This is a genomic window from Enterobacter sp. ECC-019 (assembly GCF_043974075.1).
In the GTDB taxonomy this organism is placed as follows: Bacteria; Pseudomonadota; Gammaproteobacteria; order Enterobacterales; family Enterobacteriaceae; genus Enterobacter; species Enterobacter asburiae_D.
Genome location: NZ_CP143759.1, coordinates 4392290 through 4416816, shown reverse-complemented (window position 1 = coordinate 4416816; position 24527 = coordinate 4392290). Strand labels below are relative to the sequence as shown.

The following is a 24527-nucleotide window of genomic DNA, read 5'->3' as shown; positions in this document are numbered from 1 at the left end:
CCCGGGCGCTGTGCGCCCGGGTCATCTCTTGCAGTTGCTATCAGGTAATGATGTGTTGCTGGTTAACAAGCTCGTCGTAGGTGGTCTGAACGCCATCAAGCGTAACGAGCGTGGTATTAGTGTAGGTGCCTCCCGCACCGTCACGGTCGATGGAGATCACGGTATTGCCATTACTATTAGTGACATGGAGATAATTCCCCAGCGTCGAGGCGCTACCGTTCCAGCCCACCAGCAGATCGCCGATGTCGATCTTGTCCCCCTGCGCCAGCGAGAAGCCGGTCCAGTGATCGCCCGCGGTGCTGCTGACGTTACCCGCCGTGGCATTTCCCACCGTACTGTTCAGCACCTGGTAAATCAGCGTATCGCCGTAGGCCGTACCGGTGATGGCATCGTTATGTTCCGAGCTGATGAACTGCGGCGCCATATTGATGGTCAACGTGGCGCTGTCCGTTCTTCCGGCAGAGTCGGTCAGGGTGTAGTTGAAGGTCTCCTTCGACGTCATGGCTGAAAGTGATACCCCGCTGTTGAGGGTATAGGTGTAATGACCGTCTGCGCCGATCGCCAGGATGCCGTAATGGCCGGTGATGTTCACCGTTGCGCTGCCGGTATACGGATCCAGCGTGGTGGCCACGCCGTTGTAGCCGGTCACGCTCAGACGGGTATCCACCGAGTGCAGCTGATCCAGCACGCCGCCAGAGTCGGTACCGTCAAAGATATTGCCGTTGACGGTGTGGCTGCCGGTGACGTCGAAATCACTCAGCGAGTAGGTAGTGCCGTTCACGCTTGGCGTGATGGTGATGTTCCCGACGCTGAGCCCCGGTACGCTACCGGTAAAGTTCAGCGTATAGGTCCCGGCGTTGAGATCCAGCCCGGTCAGCAGGACGTCGATGCTGCCGCCCAGCAGCGAACCGCCGCTGAAGGAGCCGCTGCGGATCACGCCCGAGCCGTCGCTGATGGACCAGGTCACCGTCAGCCCGCCCAACGACAGCAGCGAGGCCACGTTAAAGTGCAGCGACGCGTTGTGCAGCGCGGTGTTCGGGTCGACCACGAAGGTTCCGCTGCCGGAGCCCTGGGTTGATGAAAATACGGCTGTCGTCCAGGTGACGGTGCCGACAGTGGTATCGGAGTAGGTCGACGTGTGGTGCACCGAGGTGAGGTCCATCGTGGTGCTGACATCGTTCACCGCATCCATCGCCCGCGCGGTTGGGGTGATGTTAAGCGATGCCGTATCCTTCGAGCCGTCTAGCGCGGTAACGGTGTAGACGAAGGTGTCCGGCGTGCTGATATGGTCCGCCCCCACGCCGCTTCTCAGGGTATAGGTGTACTGGCCGGACGAATTGATGGTCAGCGTGCCGTATTCGCCCTGAATATCGGTTGTTCCACTGCTGTTGACCGTCACGCCGTTCACTTCCGTGACCACGGTGCCTGCCGGAACAGGGTCATTCGCCAGCACGTCGCCCGTGGTGGTTTCGCTGATGCTCGCCACGCTGTAGACATGATCCTGCAGGACGCTCAGCGTGTAGCCCGTCAGGACGGCGATCCCCGATGCGGTATTGAGTAAGAACAGGTACTCCCCGGCAGGCAGATTCAGCGTCAGCTGGGATGACGTGCCCCCCAGCAGCGGGGCGCGCAGCCAGCCCGACTCGACGCGAACCTGCTCGAAGGTCTGGGTGGCGTTGTTGAACTTATAGACATACAGATCGAATACCGACGCCAGCGCCACGCCGCCCACGGAGGCCTGGATGGTCATGGTGCGGGTCGTGCCTTCCTCCACGTTATAGATTATCGGGTTGGTCATGTCATCGAGCAGGTTAAGCCCCAGCGTGCTGCCGAGATTAATGCCCACCAGGGTAAAACCGCCCTGAGACGAGGTGCCGTTATTGATTTCGTGCACGCTGGTGTCGAAGGTCAGCGAGGCCGTGTCGTCCACCGCCACAATGCCGTTGATTACCGTACCGGCACCCAGAGACAGCACCAGTTGCGCCGACGCGCTGACGCCGTTATGGGTGATGGTGTAGGTGAAGCTCTCCGTCCGACCAATGACCGCGGCGCTGGTGTCGGTCAGGTTGTAGGTGTAGCTGCCGTCGCGGTTAATGGTCAATGTACCGTACTGACCCTGGATCACCGTGCCGTCGGCGTTCACGCTGGTGGTGACGCCCTGGGCGTTAGTGACTGCGGAGATAGTGGTTCCGGCCGGCGCGTTGTCGCTGCCGGCGGTCGGGTCCGTATCGAGGATTACGTTACCGTTGAGACTGGTATCGCCCGTGACCGTACCCGGACCGGTCTCTTTGACCGCTACGTCGAGGCTGGTGTAGGAGCCGGTCGCCAGCAGGTTGGTGTTGTAGCTGAGCACGCGATAGTCGCCGTCAGCCAGCCCGGTCAGGTTCAGCGAGACGCCGGTTGCACCGAGGGTCAGGAGATCGGCAAACTGCGGTTGGCCGGTATCCACCACGGTGGTCCAGGCGCCGTTGACGTAATGCTGAACCACCAGCTCCAGGGTATTGAGCAGTGAGAGCACTGCCCCCGTAGCGTTGGCGTTCACCACGATATCCGCGCTGCCGCCGCTGCCCACCGTGAAGTTCACCTGGGCGGTATCATTGCCCAGCAGCGTCAGGACGTTGCCCACGGCGCCGACCAGCAGGAAGCCGTAATCGCTGTATTGACTGTTGATCACGGTCGCCGTGGTGCTGAGGTTCAGCTCTTCGACGTTATTGCTGGCGGAGAGCGGCACCACCGGTGCCAGGGCGGAGCCCGGCAGCGAGGTGTTGCCTGCGACGTCGGTGGCGGTGATCTGCAGCGTCTGGCCTTCGGTCTGTTTGTTAATGAAGGTGTAGCTGTAGGTGCCGTTGCTGCCCGCAATGGCGGTCACCGTCGAGCCGTCCGCAAGGCGGATAGCGACGGTGCTGCCAGCTTCCGCAGTCCCGGTCAGGACGCTACCGTCGGCGTTGAAGGTCCCGGTCGGCGCCGTTGGGGCGGTCGTATCGACGATAATCGTCGTCACGGCTGACGCCACGCTGGTGTTGCCCGCCGCATCGGTGGCCGTGGCGGTGAAGTTATGCGTGCCTTGCGTCAGCGTGGTGGTGGTTTGCGGCAGGGTCCAGTTGCCGCTGCCGTCGGCGGTCACCGTGCCCACCAGCGTGACGCCATCGTAGATCCGCACCGTAGCATTCGCTTCGGCTGTCCCGTTGAGTGTTGGGCGCGTGTCGTTGGTCGGATTCGTTCCGGTCACCGGCCCGGTGACGCTGCCGACATCATCAATGACCGAGCTGATGACCGGTGCGCCCGGCGCGAGGGTATCGACGTTAATCACATACCCGGCGGTAGGTGCGCTGGCGTTGCCCACCGCATCGGTGGCGGTAAAGGTCAACGTGTGAGGACCGTTGCTCAGCGCCGGGGATGGGGTAAAGCTCCACGCCCCACCGGTCGCCGTCACGCTGCCGATTTGTACGCCGTTATCAAAGATTTTCACCGTCGATCCGGCTTCCGCCGTACCGCTGAGGGTTGGCTGCGCGTCGTTGGTGAACCCGCCGTTCGCAACCGGCGTTGCCGCATTGCCCACGTCATCAAGAATGCTGGTCAGTACCGGCAGCGCAGGCGGCGTGGTGTCGACGGTAAGGCTGAAGCTGGTGGAGGACACGCTGGTATTGCCTGCCGCATCCGTCGCCTGCGCGGTGAAGCTGTGCGCGCCCGCCGTCAGCGTGGTGGTGAGCAAGATATTCCAGCTCCCGCTGCCGTCCGCGGTGCCCGTTCCGACAAGCGTTGTTCCCTCATAGATCTTCACGGTGGCAAACGGTTCGCTGGTGCCGACAAGGCGCGGTACCGTATCGTCGGTTGTTTGCCCGGATGTGAGCGGGCCGGTGACGCTGCCCACGTCGTCTATCGCCTGGCTGATAACCGGCGCGTTCGGTGCCGAGGTATCAATAATCAGGGTAAAGTTCGGCGAGGTCGGGCTGACGTTGCCCGCAGCATCGGTGACCGTGGCGGTCCAGGTATGGCTGCCACTGGCCAGCGGCGTCGACGGCGTAAAGCTCCATGCGCCGGTACCGTCCGCCTGAACGGTGCCGACCGGCTGCCCGTTCTCATAAACGGTGACCGTGGCATTGGCGGTCGCGGTGCCGTTCAGCGTTGGCGTGGTGTCGTCGGTGCTCTGCCCGGAAGAGAGCGGGTTTTGAATGCTGCCCGCGTTATCACCCGCGGTCGAAATGACCGGCGCCGACGGCACGCCCGTATCCACCGTCAGGTTAAACGGTGTCGTCGTGCTGCCGGTATTGCCAGCCGCGTCGGTGGCGTTGAAGGTGATGGCGTGTGGCCCGTCGCCCAGATCGGTACCCGGGGTGAAGGTCCAACTGCCCTGGGCATTGACCACCGCAGTGCCAATTTCGGTGCCATCAACGATCACGTGAACTGTAGAACCTACGTCGCCCGTGCCGTTGAAGGTTGGACGCGCGTCGTTGGTGCTGTTGCCTGTCGTGAGCGTCCCGGTGACCGGACCGACATCGTCAATCACGCTGGTCACCGCCGGTACGCCAGGGGCCGCGGTATCAATGGTGAAGGCAAAGACCGACGAGTTCGCCGAGGCGTTGCCTGCCGCATCCGTTGCATACGCGCGCAGGGAGTAGCTGCCGTCCCCCAGCGGCGCGGTCGGCGTAAAGGTCCAGTTGCCGCTTCCGTCAACAACCGCAGTACCAATCTGCGTGCCGTTGTTCATGATGTGAATCGTGCTGCCCGCCAGCCCGGTGCCGCTGATGGTTGGGGTGCTGTCGTTAGTCACCTGGCCGCTGGTGAGGTTGCCCGTGACGCCGCCAGGGACGTTGTCATTCACCGTATCAAGCGTAGGAACCGTCGGTGCCGTCAGGTCAACCACCACGCTCCAGGGAGCTGAGACCGCGCTGACGTTGCCCTGTGGATCGGTCGCCCGAACGGTGAAACTGTGCGAGCCTTCGCCGAGCGCGGTGTCAGGGGTAAACGTCCATGCGCCGGTGCTGTCAGCCGTCACCACGGCAATCTGCGTGCCGCCGTCGAAAATGGTCACCACGCTGTTTGCGTCCGCTGTCCCTGTAAGGGTTGGCGTGGCGTCGTTCGTTTCGCTGCCGCTGACCACCGTGGTGGCGGCGTTACCGACGTTATCCGTGACGTTGGTGATGACCGGCGTGGCGGAAATGGAGTCCACCACGACGGTAAAGCCCGCCGAAGGACCGCTCTGATTCCCCGCCGGGTCTGTCTCGCGGATGGTCAGGACGTTATTACCCTCTGCCAGGGCCGGCGTGGTGTAGCTCCAGGTGCCGGTATTACCGACCTCCACGGTGCCCAGCAGCACGCCGTTGTTGTAGATGGAGATGATATCGCCCACCGCGCCGGTGCCGGTAAGAGTCGGCTGGTTGTCGTTGGTGGTCTGGCCGCTGGTCAGCGGGCCGGTGCCCGGACCGACGTCGTCAATCACCGCGCCGATAGTTGGCGTGCCAGGTGCGGTAAGGTCGACGGTGACGCTGGCCGCCGGAGAGCGGCCGCTGGTCAGGTTATTGAGGGTCGCGGTCACCTCAAAGGTGTGCAGCCCCTCGCCAAGCGCGGCTGGCGTATAGCTCCAGTTGCCGCTGCCGTCGGCGGTTACCGTCGTTAATGGCGTCGCGCTATCGTCCAGATAGATGGTGATCAGGCTGCCCGCCTGAGCCGTACCGGTGAGGGTTGGGGTGGTGTCGTTGGTGGTTTTGTCTTTCACGTCGCCGACGATCGGGGCGACGTCATCGACGATCGCCGTGATGACGGGCACCTGCGGCAGGTCGAGCGGTGAATCGGTAACGATAAAGGACGCGCCAGGGCTGACATTTCCTGCGGCATCGGTGGCTGTCACGGTCAGCGTGGTGGGATCCAGCTGCGCCGGACTCAGCGCAATGGAGAAGCTGCCATCGCTGGCGGCAATGCCGCTACCAATGACGGTACCACCGCTGTCTTTCACGGTAATGATACTTCCTGCCTCGGCGTTACCTGTCAGCGGTGTCCCCTCCTGAGTCAGGGCCATGTTGATTGGGTCGGCAGGTGCGGCGGTATCCACCGTCACGCTCAGCGGTACTGAACTCCCTGACGTGTTACCCGCCGGATCGGCGGAAGAGACGGTGAAGGTATGAGGGCCATCCTGCAGCGTTGTACCGGCGGTCCAGCTCCAGCTGCCGTCCGGCTGTATCGTCACCGGCACGCCCGACGGGTTACCGTCGACGGAGACGATAACGGTGGTGCCGGGTTCGCTGGTCCCGGTGAGCGTCGGTGTGCCGTCTTTCGTGTAGAGCACGTTATTGGACAGCTGGCTGTCAGCTACGGCGCTAATGACGGGGATCTCTGGCGCTACGGTATCGAGGGTGACGGTAAAGACCGAACTCGGGGCGCTGAGGTTGCCAGCCGCATCCACACCGGCCACGGTGATATTCAGCGGACCATCCGTTTGCGTTGGAAGCGTCAGGCTCCATTCTCCGTTCGCCACCACGACACGGCCCAGCTCGACGCCGTTGTTGTAGACGATCACCGTCTCACCGTTAACGCCGGTTCCGCCCACTGTCGGTGTGGTATCCGTGATGTAGCCCCCGTTCGGCTCACCGCCGACGGCGCTAATCACCGGCGTATCCGGTGCTACGGTATCCACGGTAATCGTAATCGCTGGCGACGGGTCAGAGACGTTGCCCGCCTCATCGGTGGCGGTGGCGGTATAAACGTGGCTGCCCTCAGCAATGTCGCTGGCAGGGCGCCAGCTCCAGTTGCCGTTGCTGTCTATCGTGACGGTGCCCACGACGGACGGTGTACCGCCGTTGACCGTGTCAGTGATGTTGATGACGTCGTTCGGCGTCCCGGTGCCGCTCAGGACCGGGCGCGGATCGTTGGTGGTTCCGCCATCGGGAACGGGGCCGGTGATCTGGGTAACGCTGTCGGTGACGGTCGGTGCCGCAGGCGTAGCCGGCGCGTCGGTATCAATGGTGATGGTGACCGGCTGCGACGGGGCGCTTTCGTTGCCCGTGCCGTCCATGTTGGTGACGGTCAGGGTAATGTCATAGGTGCCGTTAGGCAGCGGGGTTGATGGCGTCCAGGTCCAGTTGCCGGTACCGTCCACGGTGACATCATCAAGTTTGACACCGCCGTTGTAGATCGTCACGGTATCGCCCGCCGTGCCGGTGCCGCTCAGGGTTGGCGTAGTGTCGCGGGTGATTTCGCCCGGGTTCAGCGGCGTTTGTGTTGCGCCGCCGTCAGGGTTGACGGTAATTGCCGGGATATCCGGCGTAACAGGCGCGACGGTATCTATCGTCAATACAAACGGGCTGGAGATGGTGGTATTGCCTGCGGCATCCGTGGCGTGAACCGTCAGGGAATGCGGGCCATCGGTGAGCGGGGTAACGGGCGTAAAGCTCCAGCCACCGCTGCCGTCGAGGGTGGCGGTGCCGAGCAGGGTGGCACCGTCATAAACGGTGATCAACGCATCAGCCGGGGCGGAGCCCTGCAGCAGCGGTTTGGTGTCATCCGTGGTATCGCCGCTGCTGAGCGTGCCCTGAACGCCGCCGACGTCATCGGTCACGGTGGCGATAGAGGCTGCTGTTGGCGGCGTGGTATCGACGGTCAGGGTGAAGCTGTTTGACGGCTGGCTGGTGTTACCCGCCGTATCGGTGGCGACAACGGTAAAGGTATGAGGCCCGCTGCCAAGAGGCGTGGTGAGGGTATAGGTCCACACGCCGTTGTTGTCGACCGGAACCGTAACAAGACTGGTGCCATCCAGGCGGATGGTGACGCTTGAGCCAGGCTCAGCCGTGCCGTTGAGCGTCGGCGTAGTGTCGTTGGTGCTGTCGTTGGGGTTGAGCGCACCGAGGCGCACCGGCACATCATCCACCACCTGGGTAATGACCGGGGCAGCAGGCGCGACGCTGTCAATTGTCAGACTCCAGGTGTTGGAGACGCCGCTGGTGTTACCTGCCGCGTCGGTCGCGACGGCGGTCAGGGCGTGGGGCCCCTCACCGATCGGTGAGGAAGGCGTAAAGATCCACACGCCAAGGCCATTGGCGACGGTCGTACCAATAGCAACACCGTCCACGCGGAGGGTGACCGTCGCGTTTGGCTCGGCGGTACCGCTGAGCGTCGGGGTGGCGTCGTTGGTGGTCTCATTAATATCGAGCGAGCCGGTGCGACCGGGGACATCGTCCACGACTTGTGAAATCACCGGGGCGCCCGGTGCCGTCCCGTCGACGTTAATTGTCCACGTATCTGATATCCCGCTCGGGTTACCGGCGGGATCCATCGCCGTTGCCGTCAGCACGTACGTGCCATCGGTCAGCGGTGTGGGCGGCGTAAAGCTCCACAGGCCGGAGGAGGGGACAACCACCGTACCGAGGACATCACTGCCGTTATAAATCGTGATGGTCGAACCCGCCTCGCCCGTTCCGTTCACGGTCGGTGCCCGGTCATTGGTAAGCCCGTTCGGGCCCACGGGGCCGGTGGTGGCCTGCACGTCATCAATCACAGACACGATAATTGGTGTCTGCGGTGGGGTAATATCCGGTGACGCCGCGGCGGTTGCTGGCCCGGTGTTGCCTGCCGTGTCGGTGGCGTCAGCGGTCAGGATTTCGCCGTTGATTTTCGGCGGGCTCAGCGTCAGGCTGAAGTTCCCCAGGCTATCGACAACAGCTGTGCCAAGGATGACGTCACCTTCACGGATGGTCACCGTGCTGCCTGCCTCCGCGATACCGCTGATGGTACCACCATCATTTGAAACGACGAGGTTTCCAGGGGCTAATGGCGGCGTGGTGTCCACGGTGAAGATGACAGGCTCTGAGGCCGTGCTCTGGTTTCCGGCGGCATCGGTTTCAGTGACGGTTATAGCGTGTGTTCCGTCCGGGAGCTGGCCGTCTGGCGTAATGCTCCAGGTGCCGTTCGGCAGCACCGTTGTGGTTCCAACCGCGACGCCGTTATCGTAGATAGTGATGGTTCCACCGGGTTCGCCCGTTCCCGCCAGGATCGGCCGTGAAGCATCGGTAGGCACGCCCGACGTGATGGTCCCCCTGATAAGGCCCGTATCGTCGGTCAGCACAATCGCGGTCGGTGCGTCCGGCGGGGTAAGATCCACCGTCAGGGTAAACACCGGTGAGGCTGACCCGGTGTTGCCGGCGGCGTCGGTTGCCCGCACGGTAATCTGGTGAGTGCTTTCACTCAGGTCAACCGACGGGGTAAAGGTCCAGGTGCCGTTGCTGGCGACAACCGCTGTGCCAATCGCGACTCCGCCGTCATAAATCGTCACGGTCGAGCCCGCTTCGCCGGTGCCGGTAAGCTGCGGGCGCTGATCGTTGGTGCTGGCGCCGTTGCTGACTGACCCCGTCTGCGGGGCAATATCGTCCGTTACGCTGGTGATTGCTGGCGCATCGGGCGCGGTGATGTCTGGCGCGTTGAGCGTTGTGCCCGGGCTGGTATTCCCGGCGTTATCCGTGGCGGTGGCAGTCACCTGCTCGCCGTTGGTCAACGGTGTGCCGAGAGAGACGGTAAAGTTGCCGTCGTTGCCCGTTTTTCCTGTGCCAATAACATTACCGTTCGCGTCTTTCAGCGTGACGGTACTGCCGGGTTCGGCGGTACCGGTGACGGTTTTGCCATCTGAAGAGAACTTAATACCGGAAGGTGCATTCGGCGGCGTTGTATCCGGATCGGCAGGATCAACGGGGGTGTTGGGGTTGGTGCTATTGTTATTACCGCCATCGCCACCGCCTCCACCACCACCAGTGCTTGCCGCCGCAGCGATGCCGCCCGCTGCGACAATGCCGCCCAGTGCCCATGGCCAGATGGCAGCGCCGCCGGCATCACTCCCGGAGGCTGCAAGCAGCACGTCCGTAGACGCGATGGATTCGTACGTCGCGGCTCCGGCTGGATCTTCAATCCACCATAATGCGCCGTTGCTGTCCTGCAGTACCAGCTGGCTCACGCCCTGCGCGTCCGTGACGTAGAAATTTTTAAGGGTGATCACCTCGCCGGAGTGCAGCGTAACCAGCAGATCGTTACCACTTCGCGCGAAGTGGGAGACGCTCGCTCGCTCGACATGAAGCTCAACGATTGAGGAATGGCTCAGCGTAACCTGCGTGCCTTCCGTGGTCGTTTCCACGCCAGTAAGTTTCGATATAACAGAGATTTGGCTCATTTAGGTATTACTCCAGCAGATGTGTCATGAACGGCGAGCAAGACGAGCCATCTCTGCAGAAGGTAAAGGGCGCCCCCGGCGCAGTCGCTGTTATCACGTAGCACTGACCGTTGTTTTTAGCGCGCACGATGCCCGCCAGGATTCAGAGTGGCAACATCAGAGCGAATCTAATTTCTTATGAAAGAGAACAGTTTTTATTCGTGTTTTATGTCTTCTAAAACCCTGTAATTAATGAAGGAATTTATTTTTGAGGATATAAAAATGATATAGACAGAAAACGCAGGTTGTGCAAATTAAGCTTCAGTTAATAAGTGCGAAAACAGTGAAGAGGGCATTGAGATATTTGCGTTGCTAATAATTATAATGGTGTAACCATTTGTTTTGTATTGTTTTTATTTGATGTTGTGATATTGATTGTTAATGTGGTTTACGCAGTATGATAATTGGTAGGGGGTGTTTTTAATATAAAATAAAACGTTATTGTTTAAGCGCGCTTAATATACATTTAAGTTAGGGTAACGTTTTTGATATAAGATATATTATGTTACTTGTGAAATAAAATATATTCTCACATGGAGTTAAAACTCTGCTATCGCGCGAAATAATAGCGTTAAAACAAGGATAAAATAACCTGATTCATTTTCTTTGGGGCTACGACGTCAGCATGATTTTGCGACAGTAAAAAAAAAGTATGGGGAGAATGAATAAAACTCGTCAGTCGGGCGTTTACTGACGTCACTCCCTTCTTACCCTGGAGCTTTATATGAACACGACTTCGTTTCGTTTGATCCCGGTACTGATTTTTTCCCTGCTGTCCCCCCTGGCGCTGGCAATGGGCAATAATAGTACCGAGAGCAAAACGCCCGACTGTCCTTCCGGACAGGTGTATGACAGCGCCACCCAGAAATGCGTGCCGGACAAGAGCAGCAGCCTCAGCGACCAGGACAAAACCAACTATGCGTACCATCTCGCGAAGAAAGGAGAGTACCAGGCGGCGCTGAATCTGCTTGATTCGCTGAAAAATGGCAATACGGCTGAAGCGTGGAACTATCGCGGCTTCGCCACGCGCAAACTTGGCCGCACGGACGAAGGCATTGGTTACTACCAGCGCGCGCTGGCTATCGCACCGGATTATGCCAAAGCCCGGGAATATCTTGGTGAAGCGTGGATGGTAAAAGGACGTCCTGACCTCGCGATAGAACAGCTGAAGGTGATTGCCGGTATTTGTGGCCAGTCCTGCGAAGAGTACCGCGATCTGCAGGCCGCCATCAACGGACATCCGGAATCCTGATTTTCTCGTGGAGGGAAAACACATCGCTACCAGTGAGGTTCGTCAACAGTTAGCGACACACCTGTCGCGTCTCTGGCGCTATGGGCTGGTGCTGTCGCGAAACAGGGATATCGCCGAAGAGCTGGTTCAGTCCACCTGCGTGCGTGCGCTTGAAAGGAGCAGCCAGTATACGCCGGGCACACGCATCGACAGGTGGCTGTTCGCGATACTGCACTCCATCTGGATCTCTGAGCTTCGGGCACGACAGGTTCGTCAGGGGCAGGGATTTGTGGCCAGCGACGAGCTCATGGCGCCGGACACCCGCGAACAGGATGAGACGCGCCTGCATTACCTCAAGGTGATGCAGCGCGTTAGCGCGCTGCCTGAAGCCCAGCGCAACGCGGTATTTTTGGTTTATGTCGAAGGTTTTACCTACCAGGAGGCGGCGGAGACCCTGGCGGTGCCAATCGGTACCGTGATGAGCCGGCTGGCAACGGCACGGGCTCGGCTTGCCAGGTCCGCTGACGCACTGCCTCCGGTAAAGGAGAAACGCTCTTGAACTCGCACCGTTTTGCACCGCCCTATAACGACGACGCTATCGTGGCATGGATAGATGGCGAGATGTGCCGCGCCGACGCGCAGCAATTTGAAGAACAGATGAAAAGTGACGAACGCCTCTCCGGGCGAACCGCCGAACTGATGAAAAGCGGCCAGGATTTCGCCGGGGCGTTTGCCTCCCTGCTGGATGACGCACCTCTTCAGACAATGCAGTCGCGTCTGGCAGCGATTCCGGATCCACAATTCTCCACGCCGGCTGGCGTCAGCAGGCGGGCGCTGATTGCCGCGTCGGTCAGCTTTTTGATGGTCGGATCCGGGCTGGGCTACCTGCTGCGGCCCGCTTCTGCGCCTGTGGATGAGAACGCCCATATTCGCGACCTCGAAGCGCAATATATGTCCCTGTACAGCGTCGAGACGCTGCTGGATATGGACAGCGCAAAGCCGGCCTTGCAGCGCGGGCTGGAGCGGGCCGCGCAGGATATCGGCATAAAGCTGCACATGTCGCAGCTTGTCCTGCAGGGGGCAGAGCTGAAAATGGTGCGCATGCTACGCTATGAAACTACCTCGATCGCGCAGATTGCCTGGATCAACGCCGACTACGGCCCGATGGCGCTCTGTATCTCTCCTGTAGATGAGAAGACGACGGCCTCTCTGCGCCAGGAGCAGCGGCACAGCATGAACCTGGCGTGGTGGCAGGAGGCGGGCTACCAGTTTGTCCTGATTGGCCGCAATCCGCCGTCTCACCTGCGGGGAAACGCGGAGCAGCTACAGCGGCTCATCTCAGGATGACGGCACGTCGTTCGTCTTAATCGCAATGGCGATGGCAATACGATCCTCCACGACCAGCGCAAACTTATCCATCCCGTAGGCCGCGCGCGAGATCGCCGTCGTGGCATCCAGCGTGAGGGATTGCGCGTGCGGGTCTTTCACGATGGCCACCAGGATCACCGGGCGGGCAATGTTTCGCACGGTCAGCGTGCCGAACACCCTGAATCGCCCGTCACCCTGAGCGACCACGCGAGAGCTGATGAACTCGATAGTCGGGTAGCGCTCTGATTCAAAAAACATATCGCTTTTCAGCTGCCAGGTGAGCAGCTTGTTTGACGCCACGAGAGTCGCTACGGGAATAGTGACGTGAATATGGTCGTCGACGTCGTTTTCCGGGTTGAGCGTCACGGCACCCGTCACGCCGCTGAACGTCGCCCAGGAGAGGATGCCGCCGAAGGCATGCCACGATAGCCGAATGGCGGTGTTATCGGTATCGATAATGTAGCTCTTCGGGGCAGCTATCGCCCACGGACAAACCAAAACAAGCACTATCACCAGGCGTCGCAGCATCTCAGGATATCTATTAGGGGGGCAGGGGGTAAACGCGTTACCTCCGGGATCTATTCGGCTTTGTTGACATTATTTCAACCGGAGCGCGATAACCGGACCTGGTGACAAGTGTAGCCTTGAGAACTCAGAGCTGTGGGGAATAAAAAAGGCCGCGTATGCGGCCTTTCGAAGGGATTACTCAGTGACTTTCTTTTCCAGCTCGCTGGCACCTTCTTTGGTTTTATTCCAGCCTTTCTCAGCGCCTTCTTTGGTGGCATCCCACCCTTTCTCGGTGCCTTGTTTGGTTTTATGCCAGGCTTTCTGGGAATCTTCGCTGACCTTGCTGCCCAGGCTTTCACTCTTACCTTCCGCAGCGTGTTTCTGTTTCAGCTTCAGTTCTTCACCTTTGTTCTGCTCTTCGTGCAGTTTTTGCTTCGCCTCGTTGGCGTTTGCGTTCGCCGCGGCGACGGTATCGTCAGTTGCATGTGTGGTCGCAGCAAATACTGGGGAAGCCAGCAGAACGGCAGATAATGCGATAATTGTTTTTTTCATAATATCCTCATTTAACGTTATCGGTTATGAGCGTGATTCAGCATGGCACAGGCGAAACGGGATGGCTTTAGGAAAAAACTGTAATGAGATCAATGTGCCCTGATGAGGGATATTTCGCCTGAGGATTATCCAAGGGATAAAAAGCCTATTTCAGCAAGGGCGGCGAGGGTCAGGAGAATGAAGATTATGACGGTTATGGGTTTGTACATGTTGGGGTTCCTTCCGGGTTGGGGCGGCTAATCCGTAGCGCTGGGTGGTGTTTTTTTATTCTGCCTGGGGGGAGGGGCGGTGTCGTTGATGTTTGTCAAAGGGAAAGGGGAACGGTGGGGTGATGGTACTGAAAAGCCCGCAGAGGTTGGACCGTGTGGGCTTCCAGGATTTCATCAGATGAATAGGGTTATTACCGATGGAGATTCTGGTTGGCTATCCTGGTCTGCATAATTCGCAGGAGCATTTATCCAGCTCAGCGGAAAACCTTTTTTCTTCTGTTAAATAATGACTTCAGTTTACGTTTTCCAACGCAGGTGTGGCAGAAATCGTTATGTACTTTTCAGACCAGACTCGCGTTTAACACCTTTGGGATCTGAAACAAAAGGAAGCCGCAGGAGAGGTGAATCTGATACTTTCAGTTTCCAGATATTATCTTCCCGGAGGAACTCAAAGCAGCATATCTGAATGCCGGAACGTTTTTAGACAATTGTGGTAAAATAAATGATAATTTTGCAAAAATAATTACACCCGACCCAGCGACACGCAGGGAAATTTTGGGGTGAGGTAAACGGCATGCCAGCCTGGGTTGATGTTGGAATAGCGACGGATGCCGAAACTGCATCATTAACTGAATGGAAGAAATGCCGAGTGATGTTGATACGCGTAGATACCTTATACACATCTGGCATCATCTGGCCTTTTGCACCTGAGTGAAAATATTTTTGATGCCATAGAGATATAATTCTCTATGGCATTAATTACTCACTACGTTCAATTATCTTCTTAGAAATTATTCTCCCTTTGTTTCTTATTGGGGATTCTATAAATCTAAAACTAAATTCTGAAAGAGCAATGGTAATGAGTGCACCAAAGAATAATATTCTGAATGTATCTTTGCCACTTAAGGTTTCGTTTATAACCAGTGTTGTGTGGTGGGCTATATAGAACCCCAGCGTGTGAGTTAAATATATTGAATATGATCTGGACCCAACCCATAGAAGCGTTTTGCTGTTTCTGATGTGTTTGAAGATCAGACCTTCATTGTAAGAAGACAACCACACCATTATCGCGCAAGGAATGGCCATCATGCCTATATAGAATGGCAAAACCTCTCCTCTGGCAAAAACTGAGAGTCCAGCGAGCATTGCAAAACTCACGCAGGAACGGAACCACCATTTATTCAGAAGTTGCGGTTTTATCAGTTTGTATATATTAGTCTGGGATGCGATTGCAATCAAACAACCCCATGCAATTGCATCGCTACGGAAAACCCACCCAATAGAAAACATTGGTCTTTCAATCGGGAATTGAATTATTATCATCGCTAAAAGTAAATAAATGACATTTTTTCTAAGCAAGAAGATGGCAATTGGCAGAAATATATAGAATTGTTCTTCGAGAGAAAGCGACCAATATATGGAATTGGCTCCGCATTCCGATAGCCCCTTGACGCAATAATAGTATCTAAGGTTGGAAATGTGAAATATTTGGGAGATTAAGTCCAAAACATTTGGAGCAAAATTGCCAAAATACTTTGTATTGATGATGAAAAAAGATATGAATATCTTAACTATGATGAAAAAAAGTGCTGCTGGTACTAATCTGTAAAATCTACGAACCCAAAAAGCAAACACATTATTCCAGTATGTGTTGTTATTGTTTTCATTAAAAAAGTTCAATATGCTCTTTGTTATTACAAACCCAGAGACGCAGAAGAACAGATCCACACCGCCCCAGAAATAAGTATGAGCATAGAGGGCGGAAAGCCATTCGGGGCTCCATGTTATAAAACCATTTAAATGAGCCATAATCACAAAAATAATGCCTATAGCCCTTAGTACCTCAATCTCATTGTTTTTATTCATGATGTTAAAAATTAAATCAATAACAAAAAGTTAGCCAAATCATAGCATGCCTGCCATGACCGCGCAGCATGGCTTTCACACTATACGCAACTTGATCTGTGAAATAGTATGTTTGAAATCTGGATGTGTATACAGTGCTTTGCTGCAAAAATAAACAGTGTCAAGGTGAGCGGAGCGCGAGAGTGGGATGTGTTTTTTTCCAAGTTACAAATAGAAAAAACCCAGACCGTGAGATCTGGGGTTCTTTTAAAGTGCACGTGCATTTCACGTGCATGTTTTTATCTTTTCTCGGTCTGCCTGCTGTCTGGTCAGTGTCCGTAAATGGCTGTTTTTATTGCCACTGTGCGGTTGCAGTCCTGTCAAATTGGCTGGCGTCCTTGTAATTGGTGGGGGAGATGGTTGAGTTTGTTGGGGATTTTGATTTTTTGCGGGGAAGGGAAGGCGCAAAAAGAGTGGCGATGATGTTGATATGGAAGGGGTTTTTGTATCTGATTGATTTTAAATGTGATTGTGGGGGCGAGAGTTTGCGTGTTGGTTGAGGCTCTGGTGGAAGTTGTAGGTTGGTCGTTCTTTCCAAAAAATGAGCGTTTCTGTCGAATAATTCATTCTCTTGATTTTTCCTGACTGTAGATCATGCTCATCTAATACACACAAACAACCGAAGGCGATACAGGTAGTTGGCCTTTGGTATATCCAATGATGTCCCTTTAACAATAAGAGAGCACCATGCTTGAACTCCGTCCTAATTGCGAATGCTGTGATAAAGATCTGCCACCTGAATCAAAAGAGGCATACATCTGTTCATTCGAATGCACGTTTTGCGTAGATTGCGTGACCCAACGAATTAATGGCCTGTGCCCGAACTGCGGAGGGGAGCTGGTGCGACGTCCAATACGCCCCGAAGCATCCCTCCTGCGACACCCTGCATCCAGTCAGCGTCGCTATAAACAGTAGAGATGAAAACTATGTTCGCTCCTTGCTTATAACGCTCTTCATGATCTTGCTAGCCGTCCGTTGAATGCCACACGCGGACGTTGCTAACTTTGGCCCTTATTTATCAATGGGGGCAGATCAGTCAATCTATATGCTATTTGTTTTGCTCTTAAGTTCTGAACTATAGTGCCGATAGGGAAATTAAGTACTTTTGTCCTAAGGAAGCAAGGTTGTGAAAGATTTTTCAAAATACTCGAAAGCGTTAGGGATGGCTAAGTTCTATGTTTATGCATTTTATGACACTGAAGATGTATCAAAAAAACCGTTTTATATAGGCAAAGGCAAGTCAGAACGCTGTCTTGATCATATAAAGTGTAATGATGGCTCTCCGAAATCAGAACGAATTAATCATCTGTTAAAAACAGGAAATCTGGGAATCGACATACTACGCCATGGCATGGATGAGGCAACCGCGAAGCTTGTTGAAGCAACATGTATTGATCTCTTAGGTGTTGGAGAACTGACCAACAAAGTACGAGGAAGCAGCTCACTTATGGGGCGAATCACGCTGGATGAGCTCAACCATCTCCTTCTTAAGCAAGAGACGGAAATTGCACCTGAACATGCAGGGCTCGCTTTTTTGCTAAACAGCACCTACAAGTCTGGCATGAGTGCACTTGCATTATATGAAGCTACGCGTGGCGTCTGGGCAAAGGTACCAAAAGATGAAAACCTGCAATTTGCATACGCAACCTACGGCGGTTTGGTGATGGAAGTCTACGAGATACAGTGCTGGCTAAAGGCAGGTTCTCAACAGTACTTTACTCGGGAACTGATTATCCCCCCCGAAACCAACCGTTCAGAGTTTGTTGGGCGAATTGCATCACCAGAAGTCAGAGAATTATACGTAGGCAAGCTAATCAAAAAATCGCGCAGTCACGGTAGCCCTTTCGTAAAAGTTGGGCTGGCACAATAAACCGACTTGCTTTCCATCCATTGGTTAATACACCTTAATGCTTCTCATGTTGTTGAGGCTGCCAATGTCCGCTTCGTGCCAGGAGCGGACATAGCATCCGCTAAAGTAAAAGCAGGAGTTAATACCTGTGAGGGGTAAAAACGCCTATCGATTAACAAGAGTTACTGTAGTGATTCACAATCATGAAAAAATTTTCTTTATACAGAGTAAGAAGCCATTTAATATGGTTAGAAGATTTAATTTAACAGTAAAGGATATATACTATATGGCTAATCAACTTATGTTAATGGAGCTATAAAATGAAAACTACAATGAGTTAATCGGTGGATTAAACAAATATATCGCCCCTGGACTTCAGAGAGATAAGACTAATGATTTTCAAAAATAGATTTCTGAACAAGCAGTGAAAGTGTGGGGTGTTAGCTAATACATCAAGATATACTTGAAACGGATAATATATAAAGTCACAATCAAAGGTAGATGAAAAATGTTAGACTTAGAATATGCTGTAACTGAGCCTTTTTTAAATTACCATTTATTTCATGAAGGATTAAATACGAAGGTTAAGGTTTTAACCTCATCACTTAATCATGTGATTGAATATTTATTGACGCCAGGCAATGAAAATAAAATGAATGAGCTCATTAAGAAAACTGATAAATCTTGGCAATTTCCGCCGAATTTTTCACTTCCAAACCCTCCAGTCGATGAATCAAGTTTAAAAAGTAAAATATCATCAAAAAGACCAGATAAGGTAGATGATAATAATGAATTGGATTATCAATTAAAGAAAAAAGAATTAGCGCAAGAGATGCTGTATTGGTATGTAAGTGAAATGGCTATATTTGGCAGTTTTTCTGCTTTGGATGATTGTATTGTCGATATTGATTCTTGGTTTTCAAGTTGGGCGATGTTTAATAACACTCAAGATAAAAAATCGGAATCAACCAGTAGTAACAAAATTGAAAGGTTATATGACTCACACGAATGGGACATGAAAAACATAAAGACATTCCTTCCGATTTATGAGTATTTTTCAGCAGTTAGAAATTCAATAGCTCATAGGCAATCCAAAGCATCTCATAAGCTATCAGAGATATCAAAATCCCAAGAATTAAAAGAGTCAGTAGAGAGAAACTTCCCAAAAGGTAAACCATTAAGTGAATTTGAATATAATGAAGATATATTCATCTCTCCAAAAACGTCGTTGCTTTGTTCTCACATAATAAGATTAATTTTCGAAGACATCAATAAATACATCATAAAAAAAATGGGTATTGAAGGTATCATCTACATGTCATGCAAACTTGCATTTGAACCATCATCTTATAATGAAAATAAAGTTGTTAACTTAGCTAAAAATAGATTAAACGAAATCGTTAGTGGTCGATATCATGTTATTATAAAAGGTGAAGATGAAGCCGTTAAGGTTGCTGAGTCACTTGGTATTTGGCGTGATTGCGCTAAATTTCATGCGAACAATATGAGGAAATTAGATCCTAAATTCTAACCTTATCGCGAAATAATTTATGTGCCAGAGTTTCCCCGGCGCTATTGCGATAATGTTTTATTGGCTATGCCTCGCAGATTAACACAGGGCGATGTTAAAAGTCGCCCTTTATAGTCAGAACAGTTTCCTACTTCCGCTCCTCTCTCATCGCTGTCGGTCAGATAGCAGGGGAGCAAATTGCCATGGACAGAATCACCGCAAAATCCACCAGAACGAAAACGAATATCACCCCTACATTTAGTGGTGGCTACATGAAGGTGGTTCATCTATTCTTCTTGTATCAGCGGGCAGGTCGGAGTCACTCTTTGTGGATAATCTCATCCTTCAGAAAACCATTATTATCTTTATTCTCATCCTGTGGGTAATCGATGAATTCAGGGCCAGGAAAAGAAAATATTCTGACCCCGCTATTGAAGCAGCTGATGCCAGAGAACGCCATGAATGGCGCTATCTCAGATGGGGGTTCCGGACTATACAAGTGGCAGCGACAGTGTATATCTTCGTTCAGCTGATTCAGGTATTACTGAGATAAATACCACAGGCAGGTATAACTGGACAAAACATCTTACTGTCCAGTTGAGCCTCGGTGATCGCCGTTATGTAGGTCACCTGAGTGCCAAGAGCGGACATTGCAGAAGCTATGTCTCGTGAGGTCAAATATCAAAAAGCGTATTGTCTGCTGTCATTAAGTTTTATGCCTTTTTTGACCTCATGTTTTTTAACGTTTTATATGCCTTACCTACGAAGTATCATCCTGATGAATTTATTTTTTTCTTGCAGCGTGAACTTTGGATTAAACTCACAATCAAGAAACTCGCCCTCATCATCTCCAAACTCGTTCTCAAACCCGCAGACTATAAATTTATTGCTAAATTGTTCAAAAAGATAATCATGATAGCTAATGAAGAAGTTTGTAAAGTTAATGTTATAAAAACATTCAGACAAACGACCAGATTCCGCGTGACTCGCTCGGTTTGAAGTACCATCTTCATTAGCAAATACGCGTTCTAGATATTCCAGTGTGCTTCGTTCAATCTTTTCAACCTCGGTTTTCGTAAGATCATCTCGACATTTAAAAGCACAAAACAAATAATAGTTAGGATTGGCAGAACTATATGATCGACTTGAAAGGTCATCCATGGTCAAACCTACCTTAGCAAATCCGCTGTCTTTAATATCAGCTCCAAGATATAACCATTTTGTTAATGACTCGAAATCTTTTTTATTTCTTTCATGAAGCCACGCCATCTTATAATCTGCATTTGGATCAAGTTCTAAACCATATTCAACCTTTTGTTTTTTCATATTTTCCTCTGAAAATTGATATAGAATCGGTATCAATAGGTGGTAAAATAGCTTGAGGCTGAGATTTTCAAGGCTACCCGACTAGTTACGATGCAACAGAACGACATCGACTGCAATTCAATTTTGAAAATATCCGGTCTGGCTGAAGTCGAGTTGGTCAGATCCGCTGATCTGCTTCAATTAATTAACACGCGGAAATGTTAGTAATGCCCCTTGGTGGTGAGAACAACAATTTCGTACTTCAGCTTCTCGCTCATAGCGGACATGTCCTACTGTCTATTCTCTACGTACCAAGAGTATAAGCCCAGTATATTAAATGCATTAAATGATCATGTAAGTTTGAGCATAAATCATGGATTGAGATTATTGAGAGTGCCGAGCCTCAAGGTGCACCGGCCTTGCCTTTTCACCTCACTGCGTGTTGATGCCGAGAAGGTTAATTAACTGCTCGACAATCTTGTCCTCATCGAGAACCAGATCCACACTAGCCACCTGTAATTGTTCCTTGCCTGCTAGAATCCTATAGCCTGCATTCAGAGGTTGCGTTCCCAGACCTGCATGATGTGGATAGAGAAGCATAACTTGTGGGCAGTGATAAATCCGTGCATAGGCCATCATCTGGTAGACATCAGCCTGCGATATGCCATGCCTGGCATCTTCGGGATGACGACCAATACGCTTCCATTTAGTGTCTATGATCATAACAATCTGATGGTCCCGCTCGATAAGCAGATCCGGTCGGGTCTGGAAGCGTGGTTTGCCTTCTTTTACGTCCTCGATCAGACAGTATAACCTGCCTGCCTGTGCACGAACCGTCCATTCCGTACCGCGTACAGCACGCTTCGCCAGCGCCGCTATATATGCCTCGAACAGGTCGTTCATTGGGAAAAGCAGTGTAATCCCGTTCAGCGCTCGTTTATCGTGGTGTGTAGCTTGCCAGTCGCGTCGCAGGAGAAGACGTGCCAGATTGTAGAGGGCTTCCCAGCGATGATTGGTTCGGTCGATCCGTACCTGTGACCACGGCAGATGACTGAAAGGGACGTCGCTAACACCCGCTAACAGGATGCGCAATTCATTCAGACGACGGAGCGTATCAGCAGCGCGGGCATAATGGTGAAGCAGAACTACACACGCCTTCATAATTCGAAGTAGGGCGGTATCAGCCGACAGTTCGTCGTAACGACAGGCGAGACGGTCGGGGCGGACGGCAAGCGTAGTGAATTGTCGTTTGATATTGAGCCTTCCGCGCAATGAGGGCAAATCGTCTTCCTGTGCCAAATAGGTGCGCGGTAATCCCCGATGTACTTCAGATAAGAGTCGCTCGGCGAACAAGCGGATGAGTATCTCTAGCAAGCTTTCAGCTTGTCTCGCCATTGTTGCAGCCTGTCCATTGCCGAGTTTAAGGCCGAGGGCGACATCAAGCATACGTATCAGGCGATTGCGTATTGTGGCGTCCGGTTCTATCGTCTCGTCGTCGAATTTGGGCAGGATCTCAAGGCTACATCCCGGAGCGGCAATGACCCCAACTATTTGCCCGGCAATAATTTTGTTATGGCGATCGATTAAGATATTAGTACCGTGCTTATTTGCCAGCGGATGCTCGCGCGCCGCCGTAAGCAGCGCGTTAGCCTGAGGGCGGGTAAAAGCATGAGGAGCGTTTATGCTGCTTTCAGTGTTCACACAAACACCACCCCATTCGCGAACCGTGAGGTGCGTCATTCTTTCGATTCACCAGCCACCTCAAGATCGGTGACATTTAACGTTCTGGTTTTGCCTATCAGTCGATCAAAGGCGTCATTTCTGAACGGTGCACGTACCGACCAGCTTGATAATGGTTCCCCCTCTATTCCGGGTGGCGGTAAAATCTGCTCTTCCTGCATAAAACCATCGCCCAGCACTGTCGCGATTCGGCTCCAGTCCTCGAAGAAATACTCTTGTAACAGCGGTATGACCTTATTGCGCACTGCATCTTCAACTTGTGCCCTGGATTCACAATTGATAAAGAAGGCGTGTCCAATGCGATATTCCCGGCCTATAAGATATTCAATACGCTGGTTGATGGTGGTAAGAACGGCTTTGAGATCGATCCCCTCTACTTCACTTAGCAAGGTCGCGTCGGGAGCCATTTCCCGGAAGTTGAATCGCCGCCTTAATGCTGTGTCGAGCAATGCGATGGATCGATCGGCGGTATTCATGGTGCCTATGATATGAAGGTTGGCGGGGATGCCAAAATCTTTCTTTTTCGAATAAGGCAGAGTTACGGTGAGTGCATCAGGCATTCCAAGACGTTTATCCGGCTCAATTAACGTAATCAGTTCACCGAACACTTTCGAGATATTTGCCCGGTTGATCTCATCAATAATGAGGACGAATTGTTCTGGTTGTCCTTTAACATCGGAACTATTATCTATGTTCTCTGTACTTGAGAGCAGTCTGCCTAGCGCCGGGATATTCACACGACTGGTGGCAATGGAATAGAGCGTCCGCATGGTGAAGTTACCATCGATAATTGTATCGAGTGGCAGTGGTTCATCAAGGGTCAGTAGCCAGCGAACTGGGCGGCGGTGGGCATAGTAACCTTCGGCTTCAGGAACGAAATAGTAATCACCAGTTATTTCAGCGATAGCGCGAAACGCAGTGTTCCCGTAAGGGACAATCACGATATCACCAGGCTTCATTTCGCAACGGAAGGGATAGGTTTGCGTCCAGTTACTAGGCGTCAGATTCCCTGGATTTTGCTTGATCCATTCATCATGAATCGCGTTGAACGATGAGAATCTATCCGCGCTCCAGTCTATGGTCCCACCCCAACCCAGAGCGATATACCCATTGTCGCGGGCATCTTCATACACATCGTCTTCGGTGCCAATTGTCCCTTGCCCCATTTTCCAGAAGCGTTTTTGGGATAGTTGCAGTGCCGAGGCATCTGTCTGTGCACGGGGTTGTGTTCTGGCCTGATCGGCAAGGGCACAAATTTCTCTGAAGAGCCCCGGCGTAGGCATGAGTCTGAATCCAGCAGACGAAGACTCATCTTCACCGATTTCTGGACGAAGGCCCTCAACGAAGGTTTCGTAGTCATAGCTCTGGTGGAATGTGACGAAAGAGATCCTCTTTTCTGCCATCAGTTCGTTATAGCGCGCCATCAGGGCCGCACGCCCATCTTTTGAGTTCGGATAGGCATCTTTGCCATCGCAGAGCGCTACGGCTTCCCTCGCCGTGTGATAGGTCTTTCCGGTACCTGGAGGACCGTAAAAAATAAGGTTAGTCGGAGTTGGTTTAGTCTGGGCCACCAGTTCGCTTCCTTCCGTAAGGATGAACGTATATTTCCGGGTTGTGCTCTTTTTAGGCCCTTCCGTCACCGGAGGGGGAACATCCGCTAGTTCCTGAAATTTTTGACCATCAAGAGCCTGACAGATGTTCGGCCATCCCTTGTCGAGACCCATTTCAGTATTCAGAGGACCAACTACCAGGGTGACACTTGCGTCACCTCGCTCTCTGGCTGGGGTGATGTAGTTTTCAAGGACATAATCCCGAATTTCGTCGGCCTGAGAGTCATCACCGCTCAGAAAACGTCCATATTGTCCGAGCCAGCTATTCCAGTTGGACAATCGGTTAAGCGGTTGCTCTGATTCAGGCATTAGTAACCGATAGTCATTGCCGTTGTCTTTGGCATCACGGCGAATCTCTTTGATCCGCTGCCGCAATTGCGCAAATCCATCCGCCTGGTAGGCTGCATCCAGATCTGCATGAGGAGAACCAAGTGCTGCGAGATTTTTTTCTATAGTTTTGACAGCATAAATACGGGAATTGAGGCCTGCTTGCGTTTTGGCGCCTCTGCTCTTCAACCATTCCTGAAATTCAACTTCGAGCATTTCCGATGCCCT

Annotated in this window: 15 protein-coding genes; 8 read left to right on the top strand and 7 right to left on the bottom strand. The window is 53.0% G+C overall.

What is annotated here, in order from left to right; translation table 11 throughout:
- Positions 1-40: 40 nt before the first annotated feature.
- A complete protein-coding gene (locus V1566_RS20915) occupies positions 41-10147 on the bottom strand; it encodes a BapA/Bap/LapF family large adhesin (RefSeq protein WP_395304512.1) in 10107 nt (3368 codons plus the stop codon).
- Positions 10148-10910: 763 nt separating this feature from the next.
- On the opposite strand from V1566_RS20915, the gene V1566_RS20910 reads away from it, so the two are divergent.
- The 3 genes from V1566_RS20910 to V1566_RS20900 are packed head-to-tail and all read left to right on the top strand — an operon-like array spanning position 10911 to position 12764.
- Positions 10911-11438: a tetratricopeptide repeat protein gene (locus V1566_RS20910; protein WP_395304511.1), complete on the top strand. Its 528-nt coding sequence runs from the start codon at positions 10911-10913 to the stop codon at positions 11436-11438.
- Positions 11439-11445: 7 nt separating this feature from the next.
- Positions 11446-11976: a sigma-70 family RNA polymerase sigma factor gene (locus V1566_RS20905; RefSeq protein ID WP_395304510.1), complete on the top strand. Its 531-nt coding sequence runs from the start codon at positions 11446-11448 to the stop codon at positions 11974-11976.
- Entirely contained in the window at positions 11973-12764 is a 792-nt protein-coding gene (locus V1566_RS20900) for an anti-sigma factor family protein (protein WP_395304509.1), read from the top strand. Before V1566_RS20905 ends, V1566_RS20900 begins: the two co-directional genes overlap by 4 nt.
- On the opposite strand, the gene V1566_RS20895 is transcribed toward V1566_RS20900, so the two are convergent.
- Positions 12756-13313 (bottom strand): YceI family protein, encoded by a 558-nt coding sequence (locus tag V1566_RS20895; RefSeq protein WP_395304508.1) that lies wholly within the window; start codon positions 13311-13313, stop codon positions 12756-12758. The genes V1566_RS20900 and V1566_RS20895 overlap by 9 nt on opposite strands.
- 174 nt (positions 13314-13487) lie before the next feature.
- The gene (locus V1566_RS20890) at positions 13488-13844 is read right to left on the bottom strand and encodes a hypothetical protein (RefSeq protein WP_029740047.1); all 357 of its coding nucleotides are present in this window, start codon (positions 13842-13844) and stop codon (positions 13488-13490) included.
- Positions 13845-14627: 783 nt separating this feature from the next.
- Here V1566_RS20890 and V1566_RS20885 point away from each other — a divergent pair.
- Positions 14628-14768 carry a tail fiber assembly protein gene (locus V1566_RS20885; protein WP_395304507.1) on the top strand — a complete coding sequence of 47 codons (141 nt, stop codon included), beginning with the start codon at positions 14628-14630 and terminating at the stop codon, positions 14766-14768.
- A 44-nt stretch (positions 14769-14812) separates the two neighbouring features.
- On the opposite strand, the gene V1566_RS20880 is transcribed toward V1566_RS20885, so the two are convergent.
- Positions 14813-15919, bottom strand: a complete 1107-nt coding sequence (locus V1566_RS20880; protein WP_395304506.1) for an acyltransferase family protein — start codon at positions 15917-15919, stop codon at positions 14813-14815.
- Positions 15920-16645: 726 nt separating this feature from the next.
- Here V1566_RS20880 and V1566_RS20875 point away from each other — a divergent pair.
- The 4 genes from V1566_RS20875 to V1566_RS20860 all read left to right on the top strand — a co-directional run bounded on the left by V1566_RS20875 (position 16646) and on the right by V1566_RS20860 (position 19870).
- Positions 16646-16873, top strand: coding sequence for a DUF1272 domain-containing protein (locus V1566_RS20875; RefSeq protein ID WP_095123811.1), 228 nt, complete (start codon positions 16646-16648; stop codon positions 16871-16873).
- Positions 16874-17084: 211 nt separating this feature from the next.
- Entirely contained in the window at positions 17085-17828 is a 744-nt protein-coding gene (locus V1566_RS20870; protein ID WP_039274301.1) for a hypothetical protein, read from the top strand.
- Positions 17829-18315: 487 nt separating this feature from the next.
- Positions 18316-19338: a hypothetical protein gene (locus tag V1566_RS20865; RefSeq protein WP_063135096.1), complete on the top strand. Its 1023-nt coding sequence runs from the start codon at positions 18316-18318 to the stop codon at positions 19336-19338.
- Positions 19339-19645: 307 nt separating this feature from the next.
- Positions 19646-19870, top strand: coding sequence for a hypothetical protein (locus tag V1566_RS20860; protein ID WP_074133796.1), 225 nt, complete (start codon positions 19646-19648; stop codon positions 19868-19870).
- Between the two features lie 203 nt (positions 19871-20073).
- Here the strand turns inward: V1566_RS20860 and V1566_RS20855 are convergent, their stop codons facing one another.
- The 3 genes from V1566_RS20855 to V1566_RS20845 form a co-directional block, all read right to left on the bottom strand.
- Complete coding sequence (locus tag V1566_RS20855) at positions 20074-20643, bottom strand: hypothetical protein (RefSeq protein ID WP_063135094.1); 570 nt, start codon at positions 20641-20643, stop codon at positions 20074-20076.
- Between the two features lie 411 nt (positions 20644-21054).
- Positions 21055-22362, bottom strand: a complete 1308-nt coding sequence (locus tag V1566_RS20850; protein ID WP_095123812.1) for an McrC family protein — start codon at positions 22360-22362, stop codon at positions 21055-21057.
- Positions 22359-24515: an AAA family ATPase gene (locus V1566_RS20845; protein WP_095123813.1), complete on the bottom strand. Its 2157-nt coding sequence runs from the start codon at positions 24513-24515 to the stop codon at positions 22359-22361. The genes V1566_RS20850 and V1566_RS20845 overlap by 4 nt, the downstream gene beginning before the upstream one ends.
- Positions 24516-24527 lie beyond the last annotated feature (12 nt).

Excerpts from the sequence above, each read along its gene's own strand:
- V1566_RS20855 (WP_063135094.1), bottom strand. The coding sequence starts at position 20,643 with ATGAAAAAACAAAAGGTTGAATATGGTTTAGAACTTGATCCAAATGCA.
- V1566_RS20890 (WP_029740047.1), bottom strand. The coding sequence starts at position 13,844 with ATGAAAAAAACAATTATCGCATTATCTGCCGTTCTGCTGGCTTCCCCA.
- V1566_RS20885 (WP_395304507.1), top strand. The coding sequence starts at position 14,628 with ATGCCAGCCTGGGTTGATGTTGGAATAGCGACGGATGCCGAAACTGCA.
- V1566_RS20845 (WP_095123813.1), bottom strand. The coding sequence starts at position 24,515 with ATGCTCGAAGTTGAATTTCAGGAATGGTTGAAGAGCAGAGGCGCCAAA.
- V1566_RS20910 (WP_395304511.1), top strand. The coding sequence starts at position 10,911 with ATGAACACGACTTCGTTTCGTTTGATCCCGGTACTGATTTTTTCCCTG.
- V1566_RS20895 (WP_395304508.1), bottom strand. The coding sequence starts at position 13,313 with ATGCTGCGACGCCTGGTGATAGTGCTTGTTTTGGTTTGTCCGTGGGCG.
- V1566_RS20880 (WP_395304506.1), bottom strand. The coding sequence starts at position 15,919 with ATGAATAAAAACAATGAGATTGAGGTACTAAGGGCTATAGGCATTATT.
- V1566_RS20915 (WP_395304512.1), bottom strand. The coding sequence starts at position 10,147 with ATGAGCCAAATCTCTGTTATATCGAAACTTACTGGCGTGGAAACGACC.
- V1566_RS20865 (WP_063135096.1), top strand. The coding sequence starts at position 18,316 with ATGTTAGACTTAGAATATGCTGTAACTGAGCCTTTTTTAAATTACCAT.
- V1566_RS20875 (WP_095123811.1), top strand. The coding sequence starts at position 16,646 with ATGCTTGAACTCCGTCCTAATTGCGAATGCTGTGATAAAGATCTGCCA.
- V1566_RS20850 (WP_095123812.1), bottom strand. The coding sequence starts at position 22,362 with ATGACGCACCTCACGGTTCGCGAATGGGGTGGTGTTTGTGTGAACACT.